17 protein-coding genes and 1 tRNA gene are annotated in these 17,111 nt (G+C 73.4%); 13 read left to right on the forward strand and 5 right to left on the reverse strand.

Annotated features, from left to right (window positions below):
* Positions 1-9: 9 nt before the first annotated feature.
* A tRNA-Leu gene (locus tag M4486_RS05370) sits at positions 10-95 on the reverse strand.
* A 94-nt stretch (positions 96-189) separates the two neighbouring features.
* Positions 190-669 carry a hypothetical protein gene (locus tag M4486_RS05375; RefSeq protein ID WP_249480147.1) on the reverse strand — a complete coding sequence of 160 codons (480 nt, stop codon included), beginning with the start codon at positions 667-669 and terminating at the stop codon, positions 190-192.
* A gap of 195 nt (positions 670-864) precedes the next feature.
* On the opposite strand from M4486_RS05375, the gene M4486_RS05380 reads away from it, so the two are divergent.
* Entirely contained in the window at positions 865-1,329 is a 465-nt protein-coding gene (locus M4486_RS05380; protein WP_249480148.1) for a tRNA (cytidine(34)-2'-O)-methyltransferase, read from the forward strand.
* 20 nt (positions 1,330-1,349) lie between these two features.
* On the opposite strand, the gene M4486_RS05385 is transcribed toward M4486_RS05380, so the two are convergent.
* A complete protein-coding gene (locus M4486_RS05385; protein WP_249480149.1) occupies positions 1,350-1,850 on the reverse strand; it encodes a prepilin peptidase in 501 nt (166 codons plus the stop codon).
* A gap of 97 nt (positions 1,851-1,947) precedes the next feature.
* Positions 1,948-2,241, reverse strand: a complete 294-nt coding sequence (locus M4486_RS05390; protein ID WP_249480150.1) for a DUF5703 family protein — start codon at positions 2,239-2,241, stop codon at positions 1,948-1,950.
* A 124-nt stretch (positions 2,242-2,365) separates the two neighbouring features.
* On the opposite strand from M4486_RS05390, the gene M4486_RS05395 reads away from it, so the two are divergent.
* From M4486_RS05395 to mshC, 3 genes are all read left to right on the forward strand, one after another.
* Positions 2,366-2,719 carry a DNA primase gene (locus M4486_RS05395; protein WP_249480151.1) on the forward strand — a complete coding sequence of 118 codons (354 nt, stop codon included), beginning with the start codon at positions 2,366-2,368 and terminating at the stop codon, positions 2,717-2,719.
* 148 nt (positions 2,720-2,867) lie between these two features.
* Positions 2,868-3,746, forward strand: a complete 879-nt coding sequence (locus M4486_RS05400) for an undecaprenyl-diphosphate phosphatase (protein ID WP_152352927.1) — start codon at positions 2,868-2,870, stop codon at positions 3,744-3,746.
* Between the two features lie 103 nt (positions 3,747-3,849).
* Positions 3,850-5,193 (forward strand): cysteine--1-D-myo-inosityl 2-amino-2-deoxy-alpha-D-glucopyranoside ligase, encoded by a 1,344-nt coding sequence (gene mshC, locus M4486_RS05405; RefSeq protein WP_249480152.1) that lies wholly within the window; start codon positions 3,850-3,852, stop codon positions 5,191-5,193.
* Between the two features lie 76 nt (positions 5,194-5,269).
* Here mshC and M4486_RS05410 read toward each other — a convergent pair whose 3' ends face one another.
* Complete coding sequence (locus tag M4486_RS05410) at positions 5,270-6,076, reverse strand: PAC2 family protein (RefSeq protein ID WP_249480153.1); 807 nt, start codon at positions 6,074-6,076, stop codon at positions 5,270-5,272.
* Positions 6,077-6,207: 131 nt separating this feature from the next.
* Between M4486_RS05410 and M4486_RS05415 the strand changes: the two genes are divergently transcribed.
* The 9 genes from M4486_RS05415 to M4486_RS05455 all read left to right on the forward strand — a co-directional run bounded on the left by M4486_RS05415 (position 6,208) and on the right by M4486_RS05455 (position 17,092).
* On the forward strand, positions 6,208-7,341 hold the full coding sequence (locus tag M4486_RS05415) for a site-2 protease family protein (protein WP_249480154.1): 1,134 nt from the start codon (positions 6,208-6,210) through the stop codon (positions 7,339-7,341).
* Between the two features lie 17 nt (positions 7,342-7,358).
* Positions 7,359-8,465 carry a tRNA (adenine-N1)-methyltransferase gene (locus tag M4486_RS05420; protein WP_249480155.1) on the forward strand — a complete coding sequence of 369 codons (1,107 nt, stop codon included), beginning with the start codon at positions 7,359-7,361 and terminating at the stop codon, positions 8,463-8,465.
* Between the two features lie 2 nt (positions 8,466-8,467).
* Positions 8,468-10,060: a proteasome ATPase gene (gene arc, locus M4486_RS05425; protein ID WP_249480156.1), complete on the forward strand. Its 1,593-nt coding sequence runs from the start codon at positions 8,468-8,470 to the stop codon at positions 10,058-10,060.
* Positions 10,053-11,819, forward strand: coding sequence for a depupylase/deamidase Dop (gene dop, locus M4486_RS05430; RefSeq protein ID WP_249480157.1), 1,767 nt, complete (start codon positions 10,053-10,055; stop codon positions 11,817-11,819). The genes arc and dop overlap by 8 nt, the downstream gene beginning before the upstream one ends.
* A complete protein-coding gene (locus M4486_RS05435) occupies positions 11,816-12,004 on the forward strand; it encodes a ubiquitin-like protein Pup (RefSeq protein ID WP_249480158.1) in 189 nt (62 codons plus the stop codon). Before dop ends, M4486_RS05435 begins: the two co-directional genes overlap by 4 nt.
* Positions 12,005-12,008: 4 nt before the next feature.
* Positions 12,009-13,394: a Pup--protein ligase gene (pafA, locus tag M4486_RS05440; RefSeq protein ID WP_249480159.1), complete on the forward strand. Its 1,386-nt coding sequence runs from the start codon at positions 12,009-12,011 to the stop codon at positions 13,392-13,394.
* A 108-nt stretch (positions 13,395-13,502) separates the two neighbouring features.
* The gene (locus tag M4486_RS05445; RefSeq protein WP_249480160.1) at positions 13,503-14,507 is read left to right on the forward strand and encodes an FKBP-type peptidyl-prolyl cis-trans isomerase; all 1,005 of its coding nucleotides are present in this window, start codon (positions 13,503-13,505) and stop codon (positions 14,505-14,507) included.
* A gap of 82 nt (positions 14,508-14,589) precedes the next feature.
* Entirely contained in the window at positions 14,590-14,970 is a 381-nt protein-coding gene (locus M4486_RS05450; RefSeq protein ID WP_249480161.1) for an FKBP-type peptidyl-prolyl cis-trans isomerase, read from the forward strand.
* 7 nt (positions 14,971-14,977) lie between these two features.
* A complete protein-coding gene (locus tag M4486_RS05455; protein ID WP_249480162.1) occupies positions 14,978-17,092 on the forward strand; it encodes a primosomal protein N' family DNA-binding protein in 2,115 nt (704 codons plus the stop codon).
* Positions 17,093-17,111 lie beyond the last annotated feature (19 nt).

A 17,111-nucleotide genomic window follows, 5' to 3' on the forward strand; every position in this document is an offset into this window, starting at 1 on the left:
TCGAGCGGGTGTCCGAGGGGGGACTTGAACCCCCACGACCTAATACGGCCACTAGCACCTCAAGCTAGCGCGTCTACCAATTCCGCCACCCGGACAGGTGGTCACCGTGTCGGCGACATGGAGACTCTAGCACGGAGAAAGGGCCGTGCCACCTCCGCATACGCCCATCCGGCCCGTTCGTGAACAGAGTCACTCGGCGGCAGCGCGGATGCCCTCGAGAAGGCTGAGCACGCGGTCGATCTCGTCGAGCGCCCTCGCCGCCGACGGGTCCTCGCGCTGCTGGTCGAGCTGGTGGCGGAGGTCCTCGAGCGCCGCCGCAGCCAGGCAGGGCAGCGGCGCGCGCGGAGGAGCCTCGCCCGACTCGACGGCGACATGGATCTCGGCCAGCACCGCTCGCAGCTCGTGCAGGCTCGTCGCCTCGAGATCCGTGATCGCGTCGACGCGCGCACGAGCCGCGAGGGACGCGCAGCGGCGCAGCAGCTCGTCGGCCCGCGCGGGGCGCGGCCGGGCGACGATCGGGGAGGGGATCTCGGGGACCGCGGCGACCTCAGGGGCCTCGATGGTCGACTCCTCGGGCAGCAGAGCGCCTGCGTCGAGCACATCGTGCTCAGCGGGGGCAGGGGCGACGGGTCGGAACGAGCCCTCGTGGGTCGTCGCGATCGCGGACATATCCACCTCCATGTGGGTCCTCGGTGTGCCCGCTGTCCGCCGGCCCCTCTCCGGGGCGCTGCGGTGGACGCCGGGCATCGCCACCAGGACAGAACTTTACTCATCCTTTACTGGGAAGTCCATGTGTGGGGGACCGCGCGGCGCGCCACGGCCGCGTGTCGGTGACGGGTCCGCAGGGGTGGAAGGATTCTGCCCATGGTCCATGTCTTCTTCCACGAGCCGCGCATCGCGGGCAACACGGGCAGCGCGATCCGGCTCTCCGCGGTCACCGGCGCGCCTCTGCACCTCATCGAGCCCCTCGGCTTCGCCCTCGAGGACTCCAAGCTGCGTCGCGCGGGACTCGATTACCACGATCTCGCCACGACGACGGTGCACCCGGACATCGAGGAGGCCCTCGCGGCGCTCCCGGAGTCGCGCGTCTTCGCCTTCACCTCGCACACCGAGCACTCCTTCGCGGACGTCGAGTATCGGGACGAGGACGTGCTGCTGTTCGGTGCGGAGCCGACGGGCCTGCCCGAGGAGGTCCTGGCCCATCCGCGCATCACCGCCCAGGTGCGCATCCCCATGCTCCCCGCCCGGCGCTCGCTCAACCTCGCGGCCGCCGCGTCGATCGCGGTCTACGAGGCGTGGCGACAGCAGGGGTATCCCGGCGGCGCCTGACCCTGACCCTCGCCGGCGGCTCACATCCCGAGCGCGGACCGCACGAGCGGCGCGCCCAGGAGCCCCAGGAAGGGACCCGCGAGCAGCACCGGGCCGAAGGCGAAGCGCGATCCGCCCGAGCCGGTCGCGATCATCACCGCGACCCCGATGATCCCGCCCAGCAGGGCGGTGCCGAGCGCGCCCGCGATGAGCACCTCGGGTCCCAGCGCCGTGCTCATGAGCACGACGGCCGGCGCCGTCTTCGCATCCCCCATGCCGATCAGCTGCGGCGCGAGCAGGGCGATCCCGATCCCCGCCGCGGCCACCACGAGGGCGAGGACCGCGGCCGCGCCGAGCCGGGGACGCAGCGCAGGCTCGAGAAGCGCGAGCACGCCCAGGACGAGCGCGAGCAGGACCGTGAGCGAGGCGACCCAGCGGTTGGGCAGGCGATGCTGGGCGCCGTCGATCGCGCTGAGCACGACGGCGTGGGGGAGGTACACCGCGAGCAGCGGGACCAGGAGGATCTCGGGGACGGGGCTCACGCGCTCATTCCAGCAGATGCGCGGCGCGCGGGCACCGACTCGTCGCCGCGCTGTGGACGACGCCCCCTGGGGAGGACCGTCGGCCCTGCGCGGCGGGTCAGCGCACGGGGGCGGGGAGCGTCGAGGAGACGCGGATGATCCGGCGTCGCATCCACACCCGCTTCTCGCCGCCGTAGTAGTGCCGCGTGCGCACGAGGTCCCAGCGTCCGTACTCGGACTCTGCCGCGAGCGCAGTGCGCACGCTGCGGATCGAAGTCCCCCGCGGGACGGCGAGGACCTGGAACTCGTAGTCCTCGGGGGAGCGGCCCTTCTCGACGGGGAGATCGCGGCCCCCGAGCGGGGAGGGCACGGGCAGGCGGCGGAACGGCGGGGGACCCTGCGGACGGGGCACGAGCACTCTCCTCACAGGAGCGGATCGGCGCGGCGCCGAGCGGCAGGGCGCGGGTCGCGTCCGGGCGCCGTCCGGTGTCGACGGGGACTGTCCATTCTGCCCGGCGACGGGGTACGGTCCAACCATGAACACGGACCCGCGTTCGGCCCTCGCCGCACTCATCGCCGCTCTGGAACGACACTACGAGGCCGCCGCCTCCTCGCGCGGCGACGACGACCCCGCCCTCGAGGCGGCAACGGAGGGCCTGACCACGGCCTTCGACGCGTACGACGATGCCCTGTTCGACGCCTACGACGTGGCGACGCCGCTCATCGTCTTCGACGGGGACGACGAGGACGACGACTACGAGGACGACGACGACTACGACGACCTCGATGACGACGATCTGGACGACGACGGCTTCGAGGACGACGAGGACGACGAGGAGGGTCCCGACGGTGAGGGCGAGTTCGACGGCGCCCAGGACCTGGAGCGCTGAGAGCACCTTCCCGACCGGCTGACGGGGAGACGTTCCCTACTCCTTCGCCACCCACGGCGCGCGGCGCCCGCCCCACAGGCGGGCGCCGCGTACTGTGTGCGGGGCGCTGAGCGCCCGGCCTCCGTCCCCGAGCACTGCAGGAGAACGCGTGTCCATCCTCGATGCGATCATCCTCGGCATCGTCCAGGGGCTCACCGAGTTCCTGCCCGTCTCCTCGAGCGCGCATCTGCGCGTGGTCGGCGAGCTGCTCATGCCCGGCCAGGATCCCGGCGCGGCCTTCACCGCGATCGTGCAGCTGGGCACCGAGACCGCCGTCCTGCTGTACTTCTGGAAGGACATCACGCGGATCATCGGCCGCTGGTTCCGGGCGCTGGTCGGCAGGGTCCCGCAGTCGGACCCCGACGTGCGCATGGGGTGGCTGGTGATCATCGGCTCGATCCCGATCGGCGTGCTCGGCCTGGCCTTCGAGGAGCAGATCGACAGCGGTCTGCGGAACCTGTACATCACCGCCGCGATGCTCATCCTGTTCGGCGTGCTCCTCGCCGCCGCGGACCGCCTCGGGCCCCAGCGCAAGCAGCTCACCGAGCTCAGCTGGAGGGACGGCATCCTGTTCGGCCTCGCCCAGGCCCTCGCGCTGATCCCCGGCGTCTCCCGCTCGGGCGGCACCATCACCGCGGGCCTCGCCATGGGCTACACCCGCAAGGCCTCCGCGCGCTACGCCTTCCTGCTCGCGGTCCCCGCGGTCTTCGCCTCGGGCCTCTACAAGGCGGCCAAGGAGGTGCCGCCGCTGCTGAGCGCCGACGGCCGCGCCGCGGCGGCCGCCGCGGGACAGCCCTCGCTGCTCGCGATCATCATCGCGACCGTGGTCGCCTTCGGCATCGGCTACGCGGTCATCGTCTGGTTCATGAAGCTCATCGAGAACCGCTCCTACCTGCCCTTCGTGGCCTACCGCATCGCCGCCGGCGCGCTGCTGCTGGTGCTGCTGACCACGGGCGTGCTCGACCCGCTCGCGGGCTCGACCGCCTGACGCACGGCGGCTCCCGCCGTCGGCGGCCCGGGCCGCGGACGCGCCGTGTGGTCCATCCCTCCCGCCCCGCCGGGCCGGGGGACGGGGTCCGTATGATCATCGGGTGCGCTCCTGGAACTCGCCCCTGATCAGCCCGCTTCCCGCTTCCGGGCTCCCGCCGCGGCTGCACGACTCCCGCACCGGTCGCATCGAGCCCGTGCCCGTGCTGACCCCGGGGCGCGCGCGCCTGTACGTCTGCGGCATCACCCCGTACGACGCGACCCACCTGGGCCACGCCGCGACCTACCATGCGGCCGACCTCATGCGCCGCGCCTTCCTCGACCAGGGCCTCGAGGTCGAGCTCGCCCAGAACGTCACCGACGTCGACGACCCGCTGCTCGAGCGCGCCGACCGCGACGGCATCGACTGGCGCGACCTCGCCCAGCGGGAGACCGACCTGTTCCGCGAGGACATGGCGCACCTGCGCATCCTCGCCCCGCAGACGTACCGCTCGGTGAGCGAGTCGATGGACGGGATCATCGGCCTCGTCGACGAGATCCGGCGCGCGGGCCGCGCCTACCAGGTCCCCACTCCCGACGCCGCGGGCGAGGACTGGTACCTCGATCTGGCGATGGACGGCTCCCTCGGCGCGGTCTGCGGGTGGAGCGAGGAGCAGATGCTCGAGGTCTTCGCCGACCGCGGGGGAGACCCCGAGCGGCCCGGCAAGCGCGGCATCTTCGACCCTCTGCTGTGGCGCGCGGAGCGCGAGGGCGAGCCCGCCTGGGACGCCGGCGAGCTGGGTCGCGGCCGCCCGGGCTGGCACGTGGAGTGCGTGTGCATCTCCCGCGACGCCCTGGGCCTGCCCGTCGACGTGCAGACCGGAGGGCGCGATCTCGTCTTCCCCCATCACGACATGTGCGCCGCGCACGCCACGGCGCTCGGCCGCCCCTTCGCTGGCGTCTACCCGCACACCGGGATGGTCGCCTATGAGGGCGAGAAGATGAGCAAGTCGCTGGGCAACCTCGTCTTCGTCTCCAAGCTCGTCGAGGCGGGAACGGATCCGATGGCGATCCGCCTGGTCCTCATGGCCCACCACTACCGCTCCGACTGGGAGTGGACCGACGCCGAGCTGGCCGCGGCCGAGGAGCGACTGGCGGCCTACCGCGCCGCCGCCGCCCGCGACGCCGAGCGCAGCGGATCCGCGGCCGACGGGGAGGCCGAGTCGCCCCGCACGGAGATCGTCGCCGCGCTGCGCCACGCCCTGCGGGAGGACCTCGACACCCCGACCGCGCTCGCGGTGCTCGACGACTGGGCCGCCGGCCGCCCCCTCGACGCCCGCCTGGCCGCGCCGGCCGAGGACGCCGAGGCCGCCCCGGCGCGCTCGGCGGACGAGGGCGATCGGGCTTCCGAGCAGCCGTCCGACGTCCCCGCGGCGCTCGACGCGCTGTTCGGGATCGTCCTGGACTGACCGCCGCCGCGGTCTCGGAAGGAGCCTCCCCGGTCGATCCTCCGGGGCTCCGCTCCTCCGGGTGCTCGCTGGGCCCTCAGTCCTCGCCCTCGCGGCGGCGCAGGAAGCGCTCGAACTCCTTGGCGATCGCATCGCCCGAGGCCTCCGGGAGGTCCTCGGCGTCCTGCGCCTCCTCGAGCCGCGCGACGTACTCGGAGATGTCCGGGTCGTTGCGCGAGAGCTCCTCGACCCCGCGCTCCCAGGCCTCGGCGTCCTCCTCGAGCTCCTGCATCGGCAGCGGCGCGCTGACATGGTCCTGGAGCGCTCGCACCAGGGCGAGCACGGCCTTGGGCGAGGCGTTCTGCGAGACGTAATGGGGGACCTGCACCCAGATGCTCGAGGTCCGCACGCCCAGGCTCACGGCCGCGCGCGCGAGCACGGTGGGGATGCCGATCGGCCCCTCGTACGACTCGGCGTCGGCCTGCTCGGCGGTGCCCGGCTCGATCTGGTCGCTCACCGGGAGCGGCCGCGTGTGCGGGGCGTCGGCCAGGAGCGCGCCCAGGGAGATCAGCCGGGTGGCGTCGGCCCCCAGCAGGCGGTCGAGGACCTGACGGCAGAACGCGCCCCAGCGCAGGGACGGCTCGGCCCCGTGGACGAGCAGCAGCTCGGGTCCGCGGGGAGGGGTCACCAGCTCGATCCGGGTGTCCGGCCAGTCGATGACCTTGCGGCCGTCGGCGTCCAGACGCAGCTCGGGGCGGTGCACCTGGAAGTCGACGTACTCCTCGGCCGGGATCCGGGCGATGGTGCGGGAGGGCCAGGCCGACAGCAGGTGCTCGATGGCCCCGGTCGCCGCTTCGCCGGCGTCGTTCCAGCCGCTGAAGGCACAGATCGCGATGCGGGTCATCCCCGCAGTCTAGGACCCTCCAGGTCGCCCGCGTAGGGTGCGGTGACGTGGCCGTCACCTGCGACGCCACCCGGATGCCGTCCGCCCGCGCGGTCCGTCCGCCGCCCGCCTGCGACCACGCCGGAGGATCGATGCCCGCGCCCAGCCTGCGCCTGCCCGGACTGCCGCCGATCCGGATCTCCGGCGCGACCCTGGTGATGGTCGCCGTGATCACCCTGCTCGTCGCCCCGGGCTTCCGCATCATCCCCGGCATCACCTCGGCCGGGGTGCTGGTGCTCTCCCTCGCCGTCGGCGTCTCGCTCGTCGTCTCCGTGGCCCTGCACGAGATCGGCCATGCCCTCGTCGCGCGCGCCTCCGGCGCGCACGTCGACCACATCGCTCTCACCCTGTGGGGAGGCCACACCACCTACCGGGCCCGACGGGTGGGATCCCTGCCCTCGGTCCTGATCTCCCTCGCCGGTCCCGCCGTGAACCTCGTCATCGCCGTCGCGGCGGCGCTGGCCGAGCGCGCGGCCCCCGGTGCCGGCAGCTCCCACCTGCTCACGATGATCTCGAGCCTGAACTGGGCGCTCGCGGTGTTCAACGTGCTGCCCGGGCTGCCGATGGACGGCGGCCGGGCGCTCGAGTCCCTGCTCGGCGCGCTCCTGCCCAGCCCCCGCACGGCCACCCGCATCACCGCCTGGATCGGACGGGTGATCGCGATCATGGTCGTCGCCGGCCCGCTGCTCGCCGCGCTCCGGTTCCCCGGCAGCACGAGCCTGATCCTCGTGCTGTGGGGCGTGATGATCGGGATGATGCTCTGGCGCGGCGCCGGCGACGCCCTGCGCGAGGCGGGTCTGCGCGAGCGCGTGCTCGCGCTGCGCGCAGGAGACCTCATGGTCCGCATCCCCCTCGTGCGGGCCGACGCACCGCTCACCTCGCTGCCCTCCGGGGCCGAGGATCCTTCCGCGGCCGCGCAGCCCGCGGACGCCACCGACCGCGGGGCACCGCACCTTCTCGTGCTGGACCCGTCGCACGGCGTCGGCGTCCTCGACGAGCAGGCCCTCGCCTCCGTGCCCGAGCCCCAGCGCCCTGCCGTCCCGACGGGCGCGGTGACCACCTGGCTCGGCGCCCCCGGGCGACTCTCCGAGGACCTCTCGGGAGAGGACCTCGTGGAGGCGGTGCAGACCCAGCGCCGCGCCGTGCACCTCGTGATCGGGGACAGCGGGGAGATCGTCGGCGTCGTCACCACGGCGATGATCGATCGCGCCCTCCAGCAGGGCTGACGCCTAGACTGGTGTGCATGACCTCAGCCGCCGATGAGACCCCCCTGCACGGGGCTCCGCAGGAGACTCCGCAGAGCACCCCGCAGCCGCAGTCGCCCCAGCCCGCCCCGCGGGCGGAGCGGCCGGGACTGGACCGCACGGGGCCCTTCGTCCTCGGCGACAAGGTCCAGCTGGCCGACTCCAAGAACCGTCTGCACACGATCACCCTGCGCGAGGGCGGCGAGTTCCACAGCCATCGCGGCGTCCTGCGCCACGCCGATCTGCTCGGCGCGGAGGACGGCGTGATCGTCGAGGACTCGCAGGGCAACCCCTTCCAGGCGCTGCGGCCCCTCTACGCGGACTACATGCTCTCGATGCCCCGCGGCGCCGCGATCATCTACCCCAAGGACTCCGCGCAGATCCTCATGTGGGGCGACATCTTCCCCGGCGCCCGCGTCCTCGAGGCGGGCGTGGGATCGGGCGGCCTCACCACGGCGCTGCTGCGCGCGATCGGCGAGCACGGGAGCCTGCGCTCGATCGAGCGCCGCGAGGAGTTCGCGCAGGTCGCCCGCGAGAACGTCGAGACCTTCTTCGGCGGCGCGCCCTCGACATGGGACCTGCGGATCGGGGACTTCCAGGACGTCGCCGCGCAGATGGCCCGCGAGGGGGAGAGCGCGGACCGCGTGGTCCTGGACATGCTCGCGCCCTGGGAGTGCGTGGACGCCGCGGCCGAGGTCCTCGTCTCGGGAGGCGTGTACCTCGCCTACGTCGCGACTGTCACCCAGCTCTCGCGCACCGCGGAGGCGCTGCGGGACCACGGCGAGTTCACCGAGCCCTCCGCCTGGGAGAGCTTCGTGAGGCCCTGGCACCTCGAGGGCCTCGCCGTGCGTCCCGAGCACCGCATGAACGCCCACACGGGCTTCCTGCTCACTGCGCGCCGCACCGCCCACGGCACCCAGGCCCTGCGGCGCACGCGTCGGCCCGCGCCGGGCTCGCAGGACGAGGCCGAGGTGAACCATCCGGACAACGAGGGCTTCGGCGGCTCCACCACCGAGTGGGGCGGCGAGGACCTGGGGGAGCGCGGCGTCGCGCCCCGCAAGATCAAGCGAGCCCTGCGGGACATCCGCCAGGGCAGGGACCGGTGAGGATGAAGACCTACCAGGAGATGACCGAGGAGCTCGAGCGCTTCGCGGCCCAGAACGACCGTCTGGTGACGAGCCTGCGCTCCGCGCGGGCCCAGATCGTCGACCTCAAGAGCGATCTGGAGCGCGTGGGCGATCCGCCGAACTCGTACGCGACCTTCCTGCGCCGTGCCGAGGGCACCACCGTGGACGTCCTCCACAACGGCCGCCGTCTGCGCGTGGCGACCAGCGCCGACATCGACCTCGAGGCACTCCGCCCCGGCGCGGAGCTGCGGCTGAACGAGAGCCTCGCGGTGGTCGAGGTGGTCGACGCCCAGGAGACCGGCAGCGTGATCGTCGTCGAGGAGGCCCTCGCCGACGGCCGTGTGCTCGTGCAGGTCGGGCCCGACGACCTGCGTGCCTTCCGACGCTCGGGCGCCGTCGCCGAGATCACCCTGGACGCGGGCGACCACGTGCTCGCAGACCTGCGCGCCCAGCTCGTCCTCGAGCGCATCGATCGTGCGGAGATCACCGACCTCGTCCTCGAGCAGGTGCCCGACACCTCCTTCTCCCGCATCGGCGGGCTCGGCGAGCAGATCGAGGCGATCCGGGACGCCGTCGAGCTGCCCTTCCTGCAGCAGGACCTCTACCGCGAGTACGGGCTGCGCCCGCCCAAGGGCGTGCTGCTGTACGGCCCTCCCGGCTGCGGCAAGACGATGATCGCCAAGGCCGTCGCCCACGAGCTCGCCGTGCGCTCGGCCGAGGCCCGCGGGGTGAGCGTCCAGGAGGCCCTGCAGCGCTCCTTCTTCCTCAACGTCAAGGGCCCCGAGCTGCTGAACAAGTACGTCGGCGAGACCGAGCGCTCGATCCGCCTGGTCTTCGAGCGCGCCCGCGAGCACGCCGAGTCCGGGCACCCCGTGGTCGTGTTCTTCGACGAGATGGAATCCCTGTTCCGCACCCGCGGCACGGGGCTCTCGAGCGACGTCGAGACCACGATCGTCCCCCAGCTGCTCGCCGAGATCGACGGCGTCGAGTCCCTCGAGAACGTGATCGTCATCGGCGCCTCGAACCGCGAGGACATGATCGACCCGGCGATCCTGCGCCCCGGCCGACTGGACGTGAAGATCCGCATCCGCCGGCCCGACGCGGACGCGGCCCGCGAGATCCTCGGCCTCTACCTCGATGCGGGCGTGCCCCTGCGCGAGAGCCGCGATGCGCTGCTGGACCTCACGGTCTCCGAGATCTACGCCGAGGGCGAGCACACCGCCTTCGTGCGCCTCGAGTACTCCGACGGCACCGCGGAGACCCTCCACTTCCGGGACTTCGTCTCCGGCGCGACCCTGCGCAACATCGTGGACCGCGCGAAGAAGTACGCCGTCAAGGACTACCTGGAGACGGGCGTGCCCGGGATCGCCGGCGCGCACCTCAGCGCCGCGGTCGCCCAGGAGTTCGCGGAGAACGAGGACCTGCCCTCCGGCGCGCACCCCGATGACTGGGCCCGCATCTCCGGTCGCCGCGGCCGCCGCGTCGAGCACGTCGTGCCGCTGCGCGCGGGCGGCGTGCCCGCCGCGCAGGCCGAGGCCGACGGGCCGACGGGGGAGGAGCCTCACGATGCATGAGGCCACCGACCCCACCGGAGCCGCCCGCCCCCTCGTCACCGAGCGCGTGATGGGCATCGAGACCGAGTTCGGCATCCTCCACGCGGACCTCGGCGCACGCAGCGGCGAGGCGTCGAGCTCGATCGCGCTCAGCCATCTCGTGGTCGGCGCCTACGCCCTCCTGCACCCCGACCAGGGCGCGCGGGGCAGGCGCGTGCGCTGGGACTACGGCGACGAGTCGCCGCTGCAGGACGCCCGCGGCTTCGAGATCCGCCGCGCCGCCGCGCACCCCAGCCAGCTCACCGACCAGGTGCACGACGCCCACCTCCCCAGCATCGACCTCGACATGCCGCTGCCCGCGCCCGAGGTCGCGCCCGAGGGATCGGACGCCGACGTCCTCGCCTGGGCGGGACGCCGGTCGATCGGCAACAGCGTGCTGGTCAACGCCGCCCGCCTCTACGTCGACCACGCCCACCCCGAGTACTCCTCTCCCGAGGTGACCACGGCGCGCGAGGCCGTGGTCTGGGACCGCGCGGGGGAGATCGTCGCCCAGCGCGCCATGGACGTGCTGCGCGCCGCCGACGACGTCCCGGACGTCGCCCTGTACAAGAACAACACCGACGGGAAGGGCGCCTCCTACGGCACCCACGAGAACTACCTCCTGGAGAGGTCGGTGCCCTTCGACCGCGTGGTCGAGGCGCTGCTGCCGTTCTTCGCGACCCGGCAGATCCTCGTCGGCGCCGGACGCGTGGGCCTGGGCACCCGCGGCAGCGAGCCGGGCTTCCAGATCTCCTCGCGCGCCGACTTCTTCGAGGAGGAGGTCGGCCTCGAGACGACGCTGGACCGTCCGATCGTCAACACGCGCGACGAGCCCCATGCGGACGCCGCGCGGCATCGCCGACTGCACGTGATCATCGGCGACGCGAACATGCTCGAGGTCTCCACCTTCCTGAAGATGGGCATGACGAGCCTCGTGCTCGCGGCCCTCGAGGCCGAGCACGCGAGCGGCGAGCGGATCCTGCCCGGGATCGCGCTCGCGGACCCGGTGCAGGCGCTGCGCTCGATCAGCCACGACCCCGCCCTGCGCACCGCGGTGATGACGGCCGAGGGCGACGAGGTCACGGCGCTGCAGATCCAGCGCGCGTACCTCGAGGCGATCTCGGCGCGCGCGGACCGCACGGACCGCGAGACCGCCGAGGTCCTGGACCTGTGGCGCGACCTCCTGGACGCGCTGGAGACGGACCCCGCACGCGCCGCGGACCGCATCGAATGGGTCGCCAAGCACCAGCTCCTCGAGAGCTACCGTGCCCGCGGCGGCCTCGCCTGGGACGATGCGCGCCTGCGCGCGATCGACCTCCAGTTCACCGATCTGCGCCCGGAGCGCGGCCTCTTCGCGAAGCTGCGCGCGGCCGGTCGCGTGCGCACACTCGTCGGCGAGCAGGAGGTGCTGGACGCCGTGCTCGCCCCGCCCGCCTCCACCCGCGCCCATCTGCGCGGCGGCCTCGTGCGCCACCACCAGGCGCAGGTGCCGTCCGCGGGATGGGACGTCATCACCCTCGCGGGCGAGGCGTCCGGCGGCGACGCCGCGACGACCTCGCGCGTGCGGCTCGCCGATCCGCGCGCCGGATCCCGCGCCTGGTGCGAGGCCCGCGGTCTCGATCCCGCGGCCCCGCTGCCCGAGGTGCTCGAGGCCCTCGCGCGCGCGGCCGACGCCCCCTCGGCCCCGGTCCCGACCCCAGCCCCCACCCCATCGGACATCCCCTCGGAGGAGACGAGATGACACAGCAGAGCCTCAGCGGATCCGGCCCGTCGGACGACGAGCAGAGCGACGACGAGACCCTGGCCGGCGGACAGGTCTTCGCCTCCGCCCAGGGCGCGGACGACCTCCTGGACGAGATCGACTCCGTTCTCGAGTCGAACTCCGAGGAGTTCGTGCGCTCCTTCGTCCAGAAGGGCGGTCAGTGAGCTGATGGAGCGCCGCATCGGGGGACTGGAGACCGAGTTCGGGCTCGTGTGCGTGCGGGCCGACGGCACGCGCGCCCTCGAGCCCGAGGCGGCCGCGCGCGAGCTGTTCCGGCCCGTGGTCGCCCAGGGCCGCTCCTCGAACGTGTTCCTGCGCAATGCCGCCCGCCTGTACCTCGACGTCGGCTCGCACCCCGAGTACGCGACGGCCGAGTGCGACGACTGGTGGGAGCTGGTGGCGCAGGACAAGGCGGGGGAGCGGATCCTCGCCGACCTCATGGCGCGCGCGAACGCGGCCCTCGCCGAGCGCGGCGAGGACGCCCGCATCCACCTGTTCAAGAACAACGTGGACCACGAGGGCAATTCCTTCGGCAGCCACGAGAACTACCTCGTGGACCGTCGCGGCGAGTTCACCCGCCTGCCGCGGATCCTCCTGCCCTTCCTCGCCACCCGCCAGATCGTCACCGGCGCGGGCGGCGTGGTCACCGAGGAGGACGGCGGCTCCCGCTTCGTGTTCTCGCGGCGCAGCGACCACATGTGGGAGGCCGTGTCCTCGGCGACGACCCGCACCCGGCCGCTGATCAACACGCGCGACGAGCCCCACGGGGACCCCACGCGCTTCCGCCGTCTGCACGTGATCGTGGGCGACTCGACCATGTCCGAGGTCTCCACGTGGCTGCGCTTCGCGACCACCGACCTCGTGCTGCGGCTCATCGAGTCCGGCCGCGCGGTCGACGTCCCCGAGCTCGAGGACACGATCTCCGCGATCCGCGTCGTCGCCCGCGACCTCCCCGGCACCGAGCCGCTGCCGCTCGCCAGCGGCCGCACCGCGAGCGCCCTGCAGATCCAGCAGCGCTATCTCGACCTGGTCGCGCCCCTCGCCCGCGAGGACGAGCACGACGTCCTGGAGACCTGGCAGCGCGCCCTGGACGCGGTCCTCACCGGCGACCGCTCCTGGGCCGCGCAGACCCTGGACTGGGCGATCAAGGAGAGACTGTTCACCCAGGTCGCCGCGCGCCACGGGCTCGCCCTGGGCGATCCGCGCATCGAGCGCCTCGACCTCGCCTACCACGACATCGACCCGGAGCAGGGCCTCGCGGCCTCGCTGCGCCGGCGCGGACAGGCGCCCTCCGTGCTGTCCGAGACGGCGATCGAGTCCGCACGCGCCGCAGCGCCCGCGACGACCCGCGCCCACCTGCGCGGGCGCTTCGTCACCGCGTCCGAGGAGGCGCACGTGGACCACGTCGCCGACTGGACCACGATGCGGCTCGTGCGCCAGGGCGCGATGCCCGTGAGCGTCATGGACCCGTTCCAGACCGAATCGGAGCAGGTGGATGCGCTCATCGCCCAGATCCGCGCGCACGGATCGACGGACGCGGCACCACCCGCCTGAACCCCGCGGGGGAGCGCGCCCGCTCAGCGGGTCGACGCCGTTCTCCCTCCGCCCGTGGGCCCGTTCCTCTTCCAGCCCGGCCCCACCTCGACCCCGTACTCTGAGGGCATGGGCCGCCGCCGCGGCCTCCCCGACACGAAAGGCCCCCTGGTGATCTCTCGCCGCTCCCTGCTCAGCTCCGCCCTCGCGGCATCCGCCGCGATCGGCCTCGCCGCCTGCTCCGACGACCAGGACGGCTCGGGCTCCTCGGACGGCGGCGGCGCGTCCGACAGCGCGACGCCCGCGCTCGACGGCGTCACCGTCAGCAAGGACCTGAAGAAGGCGCCGAAGGTCGAGTTCAAGACCCCGCTGAGCATCGACCAGCCGGACGCCCGCACGATCGTCGCCGGCAAGGGCGCGCAGATCGCCGAGGGCGACACGATCATCTGGCGCCCCCTCTACGTGGACGCGAGCAGCGGCAAGACCAAGCAGTCCTGGTGGGAGGACGGCCCCGCCGGCAGCGTCACCGTCTCCACCGACCAGATCGGCGAGAAGGCCGCGGACTTCCTGGTCACGGCCACCGTGGGCTCTCGCGTCGCCCTCGCCGGCTGGCAGCAGGACGCGAGCGGCTCGATGGTCTCGCTCATCCAGGTGGCCGACATCGACCGCGTGGTCTCCCCGCTGCGCGCGAAGGGCAAGGAGCAGAAGCCCTCGGGCGACCTGCCCGCCGTGAAGCTCGGCAAGGACGGCGCCCCGTCCCTCGAGGGCAAGCCCGAGGGGGATCCGCCGTCGAAGACCACCCGCGAGGTGCTCATCGAGGGCGAGGGCGACAAGACCCGGAAGGGCGACCACCTGGTGATGCAGTACACCGGATGGACCTGGGACGACGGCAAGCAGTTCGACTCCTCGTGGGAGCGGAAGGTGCCGTTCGGCTTCACCCAGGGCCAGGGCGACGTCATCACCGGCTGGGACGAGCACCTCACCGGACTGCCCATCGGCAGCCAGGTGATGCTCGTGATCCCGCCGAAGGATGCGTACGGGACCGACGAGAAGTCCGGCGGCGAGCTCGCGGGCAAGACCCTCGTGTTCGTCATCGACGTCCTCGACGCGGCCCCCACGCAGAAGAACTCCTGAGCCCGCGCGCCACAGCGCGCAGCTCTCCCGACGCCCCCGGGCGCATCCCCATCCCGCCGTTCCCACCGACCAGGAGCACACCATGGACCGCAGCAAGCCCGAGATCGAGTTCCCCGGCACCGAGGCGCCCACCGAGCTGGTGATCGTCGACGAGATCGAGGGCGAGGGCCCCGAGGCGAAGGCCGGCGACGTCGTGGACGTGCACTACGTGGGCGTCTCCCACGGGACCGGTGACGAGTTCGACGCCTCCTGGAACCGCGGCGAGCCGCTGCGCTTCCAGTTGGGCGTGGGCCAGGTCATCAGCGGCTGGGACCAGGGCGTGCAGGGGATGCGCGTGGGCGGCCGTCGCCGGCTCGAGATCCCGTCCTCGCTCGCCTACGGCGACCGCGGCGCGCCGCCCGTGATCGCGCCCGGGGAGGCGCTGATCTTCGTGTGCGACCTGGTGGCCGTCCACTCGCGCTGACGCCCTCGTGACCCGTGATGCGCAGGAGGGTCTGTTCGAGGCGCCTGCCCCTGCCGCCGATCCCGCCCCTGCGCCGTCCTCGCGACCGCGCACCACGGCGGGGTTCGCGGTCGCCGGCCACGATCCCGTCGCCTCCGTGCGGCTGATCGGCGTTCTGCCCCATCTGGACCGTCCCTTCGACTACGCGGTGCCGGCGACCCTGGACGCGGCGGGCCCCGGCATGCGCGTGAAGGTCCGCTTCTCGGGGCGGGAGCACGACGGCATCGTGCTCGCACGCAGTGCTCGGGCGAGCACGGACCGCCCGCTCGCGCCCCTGGCCCGCCTCGTCTCCGAGGACGTGGTGATCTCCCCGGACATGCTGCGCGTGTGCGAGGAGGTCGCCGAGAGGTGCGCGGGGAGCGTCGGGGACGTGCTGCGGCTCGCGATCCCGCCGCGCCACGCCCGTGCGGAGAAGGCCGATCGCGCGGCGGAGGAGAAGGAGAGCACGGAGGCGAGCGCGCCCCCGAAGGATCCCGTCCCCGCCGAGGAGACCGACGAGGAGGACGAGGCGTCGGCCGCTCCGTCCGATGACCTCCTCACCGCCTACGCGGGACTCCCCGCGCTGGTCTCCCGCGCCGGCGCCCCGCAGGGTCCCGTGCCCCGCGCCGCCGTCGTCCTGGAGCCCGCCCACTCCTGGGACGAGCTGACCGCCCAGGCGATCGAGTCGCTCCCGGACGGAGCCGGGTCCCTCGTCATCGCGCCCGATCAGCGCGATGTGCAGCGCCTGCATCGCTGTCTCGAGTCGCACGGGATCGCCCATGAGGTGCTCACGAGCGCCGACGGTCCCGAGAAGCGCTACCGCGCCTTCCGCCGGATCCTGCGCGGCGCCTCCCGGGTGGTGATCGGCAACCGTTCGGCCGCCTTCGCCCCCGTCGCGGACCTCGCCCTGGCGATCTGCCTCGATCCGGCCGACGACCTCCTCGTCGAGCCCCGCGCGCCGTACCCGCACCTGCGCACGATCCTGCAGGCCCGCTCCGCCCAGGAGCACTGCGCCCTGCTGCTGGTCAGCCGGTCCCTGGACCCGCAGACCCTGTTCCTCGCCGAGACCGGCTACCTGCACCTGCTGCCGCCCGTGCCCGCGCCGCTCACGGCGGTGCGCCCGCACATCGAGGCCATGGACGAGTACCTGCGCGAGAGGGAGGGCCCCAGCGGCCGCTCCCGCATGCCCCAGCAGGCCATGCGCGTGCTGCGCGAGGGGATGGCCCGCGGTCCCGTGCTCGTGCAGGTGCCGCGCTCCGGCTACGTCCCCGCGGTCGCCTGCACCTTCTGCGGCACCCGCTGCCGCTGCCCCCAGTGCGCCGCGCCGCTCGTGCTGCGCGGGCACGGCGGCGGCCTCCAGTGCACCGTGTGCGGGCGCCGCGAGGACGCCTACCGCTGCCCGGAGTGCTCGCGCACGCAGGTGAGGGCCCTCGTCATCGGCTCCGCCCGCACCGCCGAGGAGCTGCGGCGCGCCTTCCCCGACGCCCCCTTCCGGGTCGCCGGCGGGGCCCAGGGCCCGGTCCCCGACGACGACGTGCCCGACGGGGCGATCGTCGTCGCGACCCCGGGCGCCGAGCCCGCGCCGCCCGGAGGGTTCGCGGCCGCCCTGCTGCTCGATGCCGACGCGATGCTCGCCCGTGCCGCCTACGACGCCGACGTCGAGGCCGTGCGCCGCTGGTCGAACGCGATCGCGCTCGTGCGGCCCCAGGCGGAGGGAGGGCGCGTGCTGATCGTCGGCACCGCGACCCTGCCCGCGATCCGCGATCTCGTCGCCCACCGCTCGCGCATCTTCCTCGACCGGGTCATGGAGGACCGCCGCGCCCTGGACCTCCCGCCGATCTCGAAGGTCGCCGAGGTCGTCGGCGACCGGCCCGCCGTGCGCTCCTTCCTGGCCCAGACCGCCCTGCCCGACGGCACGGACGTCTTCGGGCCCGTCGACGTCCCCGAGGAGGACGACCGCATCCGCTCGCGCGCGGTGCTGCGCCTCCCCGTCGAGCGCTCGCGCGAGCTCGCCGACGCCCTCCGCGCCGGCATCGCTGCCCGCAGCGCGCACAAGGTCCCCGGCTCCCTGCGCGTGCGCCTCGATCCGCCCGACGTGTTCTGAGCCCCCGCCCGTAGAATGG

This window comes from Brachybacterium kimchii, from assembly GCF_023373525.1.
Lineage (GTDB): Bacteria > Actinomycetota > Actinomycetes > Actinomycetales > Dermabacteraceae > Brachybacterium > Brachybacterium kimchii.

Coding starts and splice junctions, on each gene's coding strand:
- M4486_RS05380 (WP_249480148.1), top strand. CDS start 865: ATGGTCCATGTCTTCTTCCACGAGCCGCGCATCGCGGGCAACACGGGC.
- M4486_RS05420 (WP_249480155.1), top strand. CDS start 7,359: ATGACCTCAGCCGCCGATGAGACCCCCCTGCACGGGGCTCCGCAGGAG.
- dop (WP_249480157.1), top strand. CDS start 10,053: ATGCATGAGGCCACCGACCCCACCGGAGCCGCCCGCCCCCTCGTCACC.
- M4486_RS05445 (WP_249480160.1), top strand. CDS start 13,503: ATGGGCCGCCGCCGCGGCCTCCCCGACACGAAAGGCCCCCTGGTGATC.
- M4486_RS05410 (WP_249480153.1), bottom strand. CDS start 6,076: ATGACCCGCATCGCGATCTGTGCCTTCAGCGGCTGGAACGACGCCGGC.
- M4486_RS05450 (WP_249480161.1), top strand. CDS start 14,590: ATGGACCGCAGCAAGCCCGAGATCGAGTTCCCCGGCACCGAGGCGCCC.
- M4486_RS05435 (WP_249480158.1), top strand. CDS start 11,816: ATGACACAGCAGAGCCTCAGCGGATCCGGCCCGTCGGACGACGAGCAG.
- M4486_RS05415 (WP_249480154.1), top strand. CDS start 6,208: ATGCCCGCGCCCAGCCTGCGCCTGCCCGGACTGCCGCCGATCCGGATC.
- M4486_RS05375 (WP_249480147.1), bottom strand. CDS start 669: ATGTCCGCGATCGCGACGACCCACGAGGGCTCGTTCCGACCCGTCGCC.
- arc (WP_249480156.1), top strand. CDS start 8,468: ATGAAGACCTACCAGGAGATGACCGAGGAGCTCGAGCGCTTCGCGGCC.
- pafA (WP_249480159.1), top strand. CDS start 12,009: ATGGAGCGCCGCATCGGGGGACTGGAGACCGAGTTCGGGCTCGTGTGC.
- M4486_RS05395 (WP_249480151.1), top strand. CDS start 2,366: ATGAACACGGACCCGCGTTCGGCCCTCGCCGCACTCATCGCCGCTCTG.